This is a genomic window from Enterococcus sp. AMC1086, from assembly GCF_058216575.1.
Window position 1 is genome coordinate 1,492,797 of record NZ_CM177100.1, and the last position, 12,180, is coordinate 1,504,976.

9 protein-coding genes are annotated in these 12,180 nt (G+C 36.6%); 8 read left to right on the forward strand and 1 reads right to left on the reverse strand.

Going from position 1 to position 12,180, the window contains the following annotated elements; all coding sequences use genetic code 11:
• Positions 1-42 precede the first annotated feature (42 nt).
• The 4 genes from AC4BC4_RS06985 (at position 43) to AC4BC4_RS07000 (ending at position 5,303) form a co-directional block, all read left to right on the forward strand.
• Positions 43-1,824, forward strand: a complete 1,782-nt coding sequence (locus AC4BC4_RS06985; RefSeq protein ID WP_438756187.1) for a V-type ATP synthase subunit A — start codon at positions 43-45, stop codon at positions 1,822-1,824.
• Positions 1,817-3,193: a V-type ATP synthase subunit B gene (locus AC4BC4_RS06990; protein WP_438756186.1), complete on the forward strand. Its 1,377-nt coding sequence runs from the start codon at positions 1,817-1,819 to the stop codon at positions 3,191-3,193. The genes AC4BC4_RS06985 and AC4BC4_RS06990 overlap by 8 nt, the downstream gene beginning before the upstream one ends.
• 6 nt (positions 3,194-3,199) lie before the next feature.
• Positions 3,200-3,835, forward strand: coding sequence for a V-type ATP synthase subunit D (locus AC4BC4_RS06995; RefSeq protein ID WP_490477219.1), 636 nt, complete (start codon positions 3,200-3,202; stop codon positions 3,833-3,835).
• A 163-nt stretch (positions 3,836-3,998) separates the two neighbouring features.
• Positions 3,999-5,303: an ISL3 family transposase gene (locus AC4BC4_RS07000; protein WP_438755906.1), complete on the forward strand. Its 1,305-nt coding sequence runs from the start codon at positions 3,999-4,001 to the stop codon at positions 5,301-5,303.
• Positions 5,304-5,400: 97 nt separating this feature from the next.
• Here AC4BC4_RS07000 and AC4BC4_RS07005 read toward each other — a convergent pair whose 3' ends face one another.
• A complete protein-coding gene (locus AC4BC4_RS07005) occupies positions 5,401-6,339 on the reverse strand; it encodes a serine hydrolase (RefSeq protein WP_490477358.1) in 939 nt (312 codons plus the stop codon).
• A 476-nt stretch (positions 6,340-6,815) separates the two neighbouring features.
• On the opposite strand from AC4BC4_RS07005, the gene AC4BC4_RS07010 reads away from it, so the two are divergent.
• From AC4BC4_RS07010 to lysA, 4 genes are all read left to right on the forward strand, one after another.
• The gene (locus AC4BC4_RS07010; protein ID WP_490477220.1) at positions 6,816-8,345 is read left to right on the forward strand and encodes an ABC transporter permease; all 1,530 of its coding nucleotides are present in this window, start codon (positions 6,816-6,818) and stop codon (positions 8,343-8,345) included.
• Positions 8,346-8,360: 15 nt separating this feature from the next.
• Positions 8,361-9,020, forward strand: a complete 660-nt coding sequence (locus AC4BC4_RS07015) for an ABC transporter ATP-binding protein (protein WP_490477221.1) — start codon at positions 8,361-8,363, stop codon at positions 9,018-9,020.
• 567 nt (positions 9,021-9,587) lie between these two features.
• A complete protein-coding gene (locus AC4BC4_RS07020; protein ID WP_490477222.1) occupies positions 9,588-10,694 on the forward strand; it encodes a serine hydrolase domain-containing protein in 1,107 nt (368 codons plus the stop codon).
• A gap of 90 nt (positions 10,695-10,784) precedes the next feature.
• Entirely contained in the window at positions 10,785-12,086 is a 1,302-nt protein-coding gene (lysA, locus tag AC4BC4_RS07025; RefSeq protein ID WP_490477223.1) for a diaminopimelate decarboxylase, read from the forward strand.
• The last annotated feature ends 94 nt before the right edge of the window (positions 12,087-12,180 follow it).

A 12,180-nucleotide genomic window follows, 5' to 3' on the forward strand; every position in this document is an offset into this window, starting at 1 on the left:
CTTTGCAGGCTAGCTCAGCTTTTCTGAATAGGAGGAATGATTTTGCAAACTGGTAGAATTGTTAAAGTATCCGGTCCTTTAGTTATGGCGGAGAATATGTCTGATGCAAGTATTCAGGATATTTGTCGTGTAGGGGAATTGGGTGTTATAGGAGAAATTATTGAGATGCGAGGAGATGTCGCATCGATTCAAGTATATGAAGAGACAACAGGGATCGGCCCTTTAGAGCCTGTCGTTACAACAGGAGAGGCTTTGTCAGTTGAATTGGCACCAGGATTGATCTCAGAGATGTTTGATGGGATTCAGCGCCCTTTAGACACATTTGCTGAAGTAACGAAAAGCAACTTTTTAAGCAGAGGTGTTCAGATTCCTGCCTTAGATAGAAGAAAAAAATGGTTATTTGAACCATCCATCTCTTTAGGAGAAGAAGTTTCAGCGGGAGATATCATTGGATTTGTTCAAGAGACAAAAATGATTGCGCATAAAATCATGGTCCCTTTTGGAGTCAGCGGTGTTGTAAAAGAAGTCAAATCTGGTGAGTTCACGATTGAAGAAACGATTTATATGATCGAAACAACGACAGGGGAAAAAGAATTTACAATGATGCAAAAATGGCCAGTGCGACGTAGTCGTCCAATTATAGAAAAATTGAATCCAAGTGTTCCTTTGCTTACCGGACAACGCGTTATTGATACTTTTTTTCCAGTAACGAAAGGTGGAGCAGCAGCTGTACCTGGTCCATTTGGTGCAGGTAAAACAGTCGTGCAACATCAAATCGCAAAATGGGCAGATGTAGATTTGGTGGTTTATGTAGGATGTGGTGAGCGTGGGAACGAAATGACCGATGTATTAAATGAATTTCCGGAGTTGATCGATCCAAGTACGGGAGAATCTGTGATGGAGCGTACTGTTTTGATCGCAAATACATCTAATATGCCTGTGGCAGCTCGTGAGGCTTCTATTTATACAGGAATTACGATTGCTGAATATTTTCGAGATATGGGCTATTCTATTGCAATTATGGCAGACTCGACTTCTCGTTGGGCTGAAGCATTGCGTGAAATGAGCGGACGTTTGGAAGAAATGCCAGGAGATGAAGGATATCCAGCCTACTTGGGAAGCCGTTTAGCGGAATATTATGAACGGGCTGGACAAGTTGTGGCATTAGGTAAAGATCAGCGTGAAGGAAGTATTACAGCGATTAGTGCCGTTTCACCATCTGGTGGGGATGTTTCTGAACCAGTCACTCAAAATACATTACGCGTCGTAAAAGTATTCTGGGGCTTAGAAGCAACTTTGGCGCAAAAACGTCACTTTCCATCAATTAATTGGCTACACAGTTATTCACTTTACGATTCAGAAGTTGGAAAGTATTTAGATCAATACCTTCAAGTTGAATGGTCTGAAATGATAAAAGAAAGCATGCGTATTTTACAAGAAGAATCACAACTAGATGAAATTGTTCGCTTAGTTGGAATCGATTCGTTATCTGACAAAGACCGTTTGACTTTAGAAGTTGCTAAATCGATTCGTGAAGATTATTTACAGCAAAATGCGTTTGATGATGTTGATACATTTACTTCAAGAGAAAAACAATACAAGATGCTTCGATTGATTTTAACTTTCTATAATGAAGGACATGCTGCACTAAATTTAGGGGCCTATTTATCTGAAATTATGGCTGGAACCATAAAGGTAAGAGAGTTGATTGCTAGAAGTAAATATTTACCCGAAAATCAGATTGAACAATTAGATGCATTAGTTGATGAAATAAAACAAACGCTAAAGCAAGTGATCGCAGATGGAGGGATGACTTATGATTAAAGAGTATCGTACGATTAATGAAGTTGTCGGTCCTTTGATGATCGTTGAAAAAGTAGAAGGTGTGAAATACGAAGAATTAATTGAAATTCGTATGCAAAATGGTGAAATTCGTCGTGGTCAGGTCCTTGAAATCGATGGTGACAAAGCGATGGTTCAGATTTTTGAAGGAACGAGCGGTATCAATCTTCGTGATTCAAAAGTTCGTTTTTTAGGTCATCCGCTGGAATTAGGTGTGTCAGAGGATATGGTTGGACGAATTTTTGATGGATTGGGTCGACCAAAAGACAATGGTCCTGAAATTTTGTCAGAAAAAATGATCGACATCAATGGAGAAGTTATCAATCCTGTTGCTAGAGATTATCCAGATGAGTTTATTCAAACTGGTATTTCAACAATCGATCATTTAAATACGTTGGTTCGTGGACAAAAATTACCAGTATTTTCAGGCTCTGGTTTGCCACATAAAGAATTAGCCGCCCAAATCGCGCGTCAGGCGAATGTTTTAAATAGCGATGACGAATTTGCGGTCGTGTTTGCGGCAATTGGGATCACTTTTGAAGAGGCTGAATTTTTCATGGAAGATTTCCGCCAAACTGGAGCCATCGATCGTTCTGTGATGTTTATGAATTTAGCCAATGATCCAGCGATCGAACGAATTGCTACACCAAAAATGGCACTGACAGCAGCAGAATATTTAGCCTATGAAAAAGGCATGCATGTCCTAGTGATCATGACAGATATGACCAATTACTGCGAAGCCTTACGCGAAATCTCAGCAGCACGTCGTGAAGTACCTGGTCGTCGCGGCTATCCCGGCTATTTGTATACTAATTTGGCGACGTTATATGAGCGTGCTGGACGGATTCGTGGATTGAAAGGCTCTGTAACTCAGATTCCAATATTAACAATGCCAGAAGACGACAAAACCCATCCAATTCCTGATCTCACAGGTTATATTACCGAAGGACAAATCATTTTATCTAGAGAACTTTATAAAAGCGGGATTCAGCCGCCAATCGATGTATTACCTTCATTGTCTCGTTTGAAAGATAAAGGTACCGGTGAAGGAAAAACAAGAAATGACCATGCTCCAACAATGAATCAATTATTCGCAGCATATGCCCAAGGAAAACAAGCGAAAGAATTAGCTGTGGTACTTGGTGAATCCGCATTATCAGAAGTAGATAAAATCTATGCGGAATTTGCGGAGCGTTTTGAAAAAGAGTATGTCAATCAAGGGTTTTACACGAATCGTACTATCAATGAAACAGTAGATTTAGGCTGGGAACTGTTATCGATGCTACCAAGAACTGAATTAAAACGAATCAAAGATGAGTTGCTGGATCAATATTTGACCGAAGGAGCGTGATCGAATATGGCACGGTTAAACGTGAATCCTACTCGAATGGAACTTTCTCGTTTAAAAAAACAGCTTGGAACCGCAACCCGGGGACATAAATTATTAAAGGACAAGCAGGATGAACTAATGCGTCGATTTATCAGACTGGTCAAAAAGAATAATCAGCTTCGGATCGAGGTAGAACAAGAAATAACAATAGCTTTAGCTGATTTTGTATTGGCAAATGCAACCCTAAATGAAGTCTTTATTGAAGAATTAGTGGCTATTCCAGCAGATGAGGTCACCCTTGATGTGATTGAAAAAAATAGTATGAATGTGACTGTGCCCATCATGAATTTCCATTATGATGAAACAATAGTCGAAGCACCACTAAATTATGGGTATCTAAATTCAAATGCAGAACTTGACAGTGCTTTTGATAAAATCTCAACAATTTTGCCAACATTATTGGAATTAGCAGAAGTTGAAAAAACCTGTCAATTAATGGCTGCAGAAATTGAGAAGACACGTCGTCGTGTGAATGCGTTAGAATATATGACGATCCCGCAATTAGAAGAAACGATTTATTATATCCAGATGAAATTAGAAGAAAATGAACGCAGTGACATCACTCGTTTGATTAAGATTAAAAATAGAGGCAGTCATACCTGATAAGGATAAAAATAGAGAAGAAGTACCGTTAATACGGGCTCTATACTTTCTGATGTTGGTGAGAAATCACCGGCATCTTTTTTTAATGCAAAATAATAGAAAAGACATCCCGATATCCTTTAGAATTAAGTCGACTAAAACCAATTAAAAGGAGGAAATCAAGATGTCTTACACCAATCTTATCAAAAATACCTTAGATATTCTAGACTTAAACATTACTTTTACTGAAAATTCTTTAGAAAAAGAACGCATTAAGGGACGAATTTGTCAGGTATTTTCTGGTACATTAGACTATTTAGCCCACTCCTGTCTTCATTGTGGAGAGAAAGAAAAAGGAAAGATTATTCGTTGGGGCTATACGACTTGTCTTATTTTAATGAACGATGTGTCTGAGTATCAAACGTATTTACGCTTGAAGAAACGCCGTTTCTTCTGTTATTCCTGTGAAAGAACGTTCGTCGCTGAAACAAGTCTGATCCAAAAAGGGTGTTCGATTTCTAAGAAAGTGAAGCTATCCATTGCCGATCGATTAAGAAAGGTCACGTCTATGAGTGAGATTGCGCGTCAAAAGAAGGTCTCTGTTTCTTCTGTCTATCGCGTCTTGAAACAATTTTATGAACCGAAAAAAATCAATCGCCTGACCTTGCCTGAAGTCCTTTGTTTTGATGAATTTAAATCGGTTAAACAGGTCGCTGCTTCTATGAGTTTTATCATGATGGATGGTCAAACAAAGCAGTTAATTGATGTCATTGAAAACCGTCAATTGTCCTTTTTACAACGTTATTTTTCACGATTCTCTTTGTCTGTTCGTGAACGTGTAAAATATATCGTTTGTGATATGTACGCTCCTTATTTTTCTCTCGTCAAAAAATTGTTTCCTATGGCTCAGATTATTCTCGATCGCTTTCACATTGTCCAACACATTGGACGAACCTTTTTAAAACACCGCATTCAACGAATGAATCTGTTTCTCCAGAAAGGAACTGTAGAGGCAAAAAAATATCGACACTTGAAGAAGTACTGGAAACTTCTTCAAAAGAACCAATCGAAGCTCGATTTTGAAAAACGCCAATGGCGTCCTTCTTTCCGCACCTATTTAACAGAAACAGAACTCGTTGATCGACTCCTTGCATATGATGAGGAGTTAAAATCTGGTTACACCTGTTATCAGAACGTTCTTTATGCGGTACAAACACGAGACTACACAAGATTCCACTCGCTATTAGAACAAGATTGTTCTGGACTTCCCGTCTATTACCAAACAGTTTTTTCTACCTTTAAGAAAGTTCAAAATGAAATTAAGCATGCTCTAGAATTATCCTATTCCAATGGCCCATTGGAATGCTTGAACAACCATATCAAAGTGTTAAAGAGAAATGCGTATGGGTTTCGTAACTTTTATAACTTTAAATTGAGAATTGCTTTATGCTTTGGTAACGTTCTTTTTCAGCCAAATAGAAAAACCTAGAGGTATTTTCCTCTAGGCCTTACAATAATTGATTTAATTCTTTGGATTTTCTTCACCAACATTAGTTGACAAAGAGCCTTAATACGGCAACTCTTCTCTATTTTTTTGGATATTCACTACTTTGTATAGCCCATAATTGATCTGTAATCATTGAAATAAATGAAATTCCTGCATCCGTTTGTCCATTTGTAAAAACGGTCAAAATAAAAGGATGCTCAGTTTCTAAGATGCCAATGTCATGCAAGAAACCAGCATAGGAGCCAATTTTATGTGCAACTTTTCCAGATGTTGTTGGTGTATCCATTCGTTCATGGAAAACGGTCCGTTTCATATAATCATAAATCGTTTGATATTCTTGGTTTGATGCTTTTTCTTCGTATAAAATAGTGAGAATTTTTGCAGCATCCTCAGAAGTAAATTTTGCATCGTCCCATTCTGTTTCTTTCTGTAAGAAATGGGCATAAAGAGCTTTCTTTGCCGCAACATCTCCGCCCAACGTACCATACAACATATTTTTTGCGATATTATCTGAATAAGTGATGCTATATTCCTGCAAGGTTCTGACTGAGTATGTTGGCTCAATATTATTGATGATGATTCCAGTGCCTTCTTCATAATCTTCTTTTTCGTTAAATGTAAGTTGATCATCCCATTTTAAACTACCAGCTTGAACTTTGTCTGCAATCATCATAGCTAAAGGAACCTTGATTGTGCTGGCGCTATAGAATTCTTTTGTCCCATTCACCGAAATTTGTTTTCCAGTGTTTAAATCCACATAGGTCATCCCAACGTCACCTTTAAAAGACTTTGCTGTCTCAGTCATTGTTTGTTCGATTTTATCGTAAAAGACCTTCTGTTCGGGACTTTCTTGTTTTTTTGGCTCAAGATCTTTAGCTGAATTTGTGGATTTTTTTGTTGGAACATTCATTTCTTCACTCGTTTCAGTTTCGTTTGCGTAATCTACAGTATGAGTAGAAAAAAAGAAGGAAACGATCAAAAAGAAACAAATAGAGAAAATCATCCCATATAGAGTCATTTTCTTTTTTTCCAAATAACGTTCGTTCCTTTCAAAAATCAAAAATATCATGATCATATCAAAGCATAATTATAGCATGTAAATGAATTAATTTAAATCTATGACCACAACCATTTAATCACTTTTTCTATAGATTTGCAAGGTGCATTATGCTGGTTAATGGGTATCAAGCAGTGAAAACTATGATTTAAGCTTAGTTTAAGGTAAGTAGAATAAAGTAATAATTGTTCACAGGAAATATTATACAACTACACGGCAAGGATCAAGCATTTGTTTTATAGTATCAAGTTGCAAGATCTAATTTGGTTAGAAAAAATCAAAATGAAATGGACCTAAAATGCCACAATTGATTTTTTTTATTCGAAACTAGAGGAACCGGCTGCACTTTACTTTGAAATGCAATGAAGATGAGACTGAATGTTGAAAGTATAAGGTGACTGAAACAACTATTTTTACTTTATACAAGGAGGAATTAGATGAATTTTATCAAACGCGCATTATTAAGTATGAAGAACAAAAAAGGACGAACATTTTTATTATGTGCTGTCTTTTCAGCGATTCTAATTTTTGTTTTAGCAGGTTTAACAATTCAAAGTGCCGCGCTTACGGCAACAGAGAATGCTAAAAAAAGTGTAGGTGCAACTGTTACACTGTCAGCGAATCGAGAAGCAGCGATGAAAAACAATCAAGAAGGGGATACAGCAGAAAAACCAGATCCAGCTAGTTTCAGTTTGACACCCGTTTCATTAGGGGATGCCCAAAAAATTGCTTCTTTAGATAATGTGAAAACTTATTCGTTTCTATCATCATCATCTGCTGGAGCAGGTGACGGTATTACCCCGATTTCAAATGAATCAGAAAGTCAAAGTACAACAGCTTCAACCGCGAGTGACGATCAAGGAGGTACACAAACAGATGGTCAACCTCAAGAAGGTGGCCAAATGGGTGCTGGTCCAATGTCTAATATGAAACAAAGTGATTTTCAAGTAAGCGGTGTGATGAATTTGTCTATGTTGAGTGATTTTTCTAACGGGACTGCTGAAATCATAAGTGGAGAAGCAATCACTGAATCTGACAAAGAGACAAATAACGTTGTTATCGAGCAGACCTTGGCTGAGGCAAATGAATTAGCAGTGGGTGATACATTTAAAGTGACTGATCCTGAAGATGATACAAAAACATATGATTTAACGATCAAAGGAATTTATAAAACGACTGAAAACGGTGATAGCATGGGAATGATGTTTAATTTCCTAAATCCTGCCAATATGCTATATACGTCTTATACCTTTGCAAATACGTTAAAAGGCGATGACGCTAAAGATACGATCGATTCAGCATCCTACACGTTAAATGATCCGAAACAAATGGACACATTTGTTGAAGCAGCAGAAAAATTGATTGATACAGAAAATTTCAGTTTACAAACCAACGATCAAGCATATCAACAAATGCTACAGCCTCTAAATAACGTGGCAAGTTTTGCTAAAAATATTGTGATTTTAGTGGCAATAGCTGGAGTGATTATATTAACGTTGATTGTTATGATGACAATCAGAGAAAGACGCTACGAAATTGGCGTATTATTATCCCTTGGAGAATCTCGTTTTAAAGTTATTCTGCAATTTTTCAGTGAAATCATTATTTGTATGTTTGTTGCATTGGTGATTGCGACCTTTAGTGGAAATATTGTAGGAAATGTCGTCGGTGAGCAGTTGATCAACCAGCAAACAGAAACCGTTCAGCAAACTGGAAATAATCAAGGTCAACCGACAGAAAAAGATGGAATAGGCGGACAACAAGGACAAGGTGGACCAGGAGGAATGAGCAGACTCGGTGCAAGTTCAAAAGAAGCAGCTAAAGCCATCGAGGAATTAAATATCTCCGTTCAACCAAAAGAAATTGCTACACTAGCTGGAGTAGGACTCTTGATCAGCTTTTTTTCAATTGTACTATCTTCCATTGGAATTTTAAGACTACAGCCTAAAAAAATCTTGACCACATAGAAAAGAGGAATTACGATGTTGCAAACACAAGAAGTAGGATATTGGTACAATAATGAACAGGAATTTCTTTATAAGCATGTAAATTTAGAATTTCAGCGTGGAAAAATGTATGCAATTTTAGGAGCGAGCGGTTCTGGTAAGACGACATTTCTTTCGTTGATTGCAGGATTAGATATTCCTAAAACAGGTGACATTCTTTATAATGGTGATACACTCTCTAAAATCGGTCTTAGAAATTACCGCAAAAATGAGGTGTCAATCATTTTTCAAGCATATAATCTATTACCTTATATGTCAGCCTTAGATAATATTTTGACCGCAATGGCGATAGCAAACTCAAAGCAAGCGGATAAACAAGCGTATGCGTTAGAAAACTTAGCGAAGGTAGGGATCGATGAAACATTAGCTAAAAAGAATGTGAACCAGCTGTCAGGCGGTCAACAACAACGCATAGCAATCGTTAGAGCACTTTGTTGTGATCATGAACTGATCGTAGCTGATGAACCTACAGGGAATTTAGATGAAAAAACGTCGAAAGATATTGTTGAATTGTTCCAAAAAGTGGCACATGAACAAAAAAAATGTATTATCATTGTGACGCATGAACAAGAAGTAGCAAAAGCATGTGATGAAGTATATGAATTGAAAGATCAAGCATTTCAATTAATTAAATAGCAAATAATAACCAAGACGATTTTGGCAACTTTGTCTTGGTTATTATTTGCTAGAAGAAAATCGAAATTGATTTTCCCGATTTTTTGTTAACGTATTTGTCCCGTTTGATTTTTAAAAGTTTCATCTGTCGATCGGCGATTTGACGAGTAGAGAGAGTATCCTCTTAATTGGTTCTAAAGAAAAAAAGCATGACTAAGGAAATATTTAGAGAAAACAATTCTTAAAATAAGCAAACCATTTCCTACAAGCTAGAAATAGCGTTAGAAATATCTAAAGCGTGTTTAGAAGCTGAAAAAAGAGCAGAATTTGTAGTGAAGTTGCCGGCGAATCTCAGTCGATTCGTTTTTTTTAAAATTGGTGTAGATCATATCTAGTGTTTATCTTATAGGATTTCTGCAGCTATATTGACGATCGCACAAAAGTGATGAAAATAGAATAGATGGACTAAAACGGTGCTTAAAAGAGTTTGTTTTTGTCTATTTTCAATTTCTTTTTTCTTAGTAGTCTGCTTTTTTTTCAGTAAATGTTATAATTTATTGGAAGTGGATCGAGAAAGAAGTGAACAAGATGAATAAGCGATGGAAATGGTCTATTACAGGAGGCGTGCTCCTTTTGTTTTTTATCTTTTTAAGTACCTGTTACTTTAACAAAGAAAATGGGCTTTTTGAAGAACATTTATCGCAAAAGCAACAAAGTAGTCATAAAGACATAAATTCGAAGTCTGATGGCAAACAAAATATCGATCAGATAATCAAAGATGCTCATTTTCAAGGTACAGCTTTGCTCGTTAGGCAAGACCAGATTTTTTATCAACAAAGTTATGGGTATGCAGACGCACAAAATAAGCGCCTAAATAAAATAGACGGATTATTTCCAATTGCTTCATTACAAAAGATAATTACAGGTTCGATTATTTTAGAATTGGTGAAAGAGGGTAAACTTAAATTAGACACTACATTAGATACTTTTTATCCAGAAATCGATTTAAGTCAGACCATCACGATTAAACAACTGCTTGATCACAATTCAGGTATTGTTATGTTAGAAGAGGAACCAGAAAAACTTTTGACAAGTCAGGAAAGCCAGATGGATAATGTTTTGAATAGCTTGTCTATAATAGGAAATAAAGAATTTAATTACACGAATAGTAACTATACAATATTAGCTGGCATTATCTCCAAACTCACAGGTCAACCTTATGAAGATGTCGTCCAAAAAAGAGTGATCGATAAGCTATCGTTACGTCATACTTATTTTTGGGATAATCTACCTAAAGACGAAACTATTCCAACGCCATATTTTTATATGAAAAAAGATTACCAGCCAGATCCATTTCCAGCGAGTGAAAAATTATTTTCTAGTTTATTAGGAGCAGGCAATATGTATATGTCCACTGAGGATTTTTGGGTATTTATTCAAAGTTTAGCGAATGGTCAGCTTTTTGAACAAGCGGAATATGACAAACTAGCATCTGTTAAGGAAGAAGGGTATCAGGCTGGGATGATCTATTTTGATAATTTGAAATATTCACAAGGTAGCTTAGGCGGGTATGAAACAGTTATTTATGGGGATCAAACGAATCAAAATCTGGTGATTCTGTTTGCAAATCAACCTGCAAGCGATGGGATGCACGTTTTAAGCGAACAACTATACAATCAGTTACTAGACATGTAATCGTTATTTGTGAAAAAAATGAAAAAGAGATAGGAAGTTTTTCATTTTTATGCTATTATTTTTAATAAATCAATTGAAGAAGGTGAAGAGATGCCATTATTATTTGGAACGGCAGAATTTAACGAACAAGATCATTTAACGATCGGTGGTTGCGATACGGTTCGTTTAGCTGAAAAATATGGAACCCCACTATTTGTTTATGATGTTGCACATATTCGAGAGCGTGCAAGAGGATTCAAACAAACATTCAACTCTTTAGGAGTAAAAAATAAGGTGATTTACGCAAGTAAGGCATTCTGTTGTTTAGCGATGTATAAACTTTTAGAAGAAGAGGAATTAGGGTGTGATGTGGTTTCTGCTGGAGAAATCTATACGGCAATCAAAGCTGGTATGTCTCCTGAAAATATAGAATTCCACGGAAATAATAAGACCAAAGAAGAATTGATATATGCCGTAGAACAAGGTGTAGGGACGATTATTATCGATAATTTTTATGAAATCGATCTATTAAGTGCTGTTTTAAAAGAAAAAGACAAAAAGCAAAACGTTATGTTTCGGATTACACCAGGCGTAGATGCAGAAACGCATGAGTATATTTTAACAGGACAAGTAGATTCTAAATTTGGGTTTGATGTAAACAGTGGACAAGCAACACAAGCATTAGAAAAAATCTTAGCAGATGAACGTTTGATTTTAAAAGGAGCGCATTGTCATATCGGGTCACAAATTTTCTCTGCCGAAGGATTTTTAGCAGCAGTTGAGAAGATGTTGCTTATTTTAAACGAATGGAAAAAAGCGTTTGATTATACTGTCGATATTTTAAATATGGGCGGCGGTTTTGGTGTGCAGTATACGGAAGCAGACGACCCGTTAGAACCAGAAGCTTTTGTCAAAGCGATCGTAAGTGGGGTCAAAGGCCAATGTGAGTTGTTAAATTACACATTTCCAGAAATCTGGATCGAACCTGGCCGCAGTATTATCGCCGAAGCGGGAACAACGATTTATAGTGTTGGTTCACAAAAAAATATTCCCAATGTACGTCACTATATCTCAGTAGATGGTGGAATGGGGGATAATATTCGCCCAGCTCTGTATGATGCAGTATATGATGGCTTTTTAGCTAATAGAATCAGTACAGAACCATCAGAAGAAATGAGGATCGTCGGCAAATATTGTGAATCTGGCGATATTTTGATTAAAAATATCGAGTTACCACCAATGGAACCAGAAGATTTATTTGCTATGACAAGTACAGGTGCATATGGCTATTCAATGGCGAATAATTATAATCGTAATTTGAAACCAGCTGTCGTTTTTGTTGAAAATGGGCAAGATAAATTAGTCATTCGTCGAGAGACTTATGCAGATTTGATTTCATTAGACTGTGAGTGATAAACGAATTAAAAAACTGGGATAGAAGCATTTAATCCCGAATAAGCTACCGTTTATTTACGTTTAGGGTGTGAAACAAAAGTACGCTTACTTT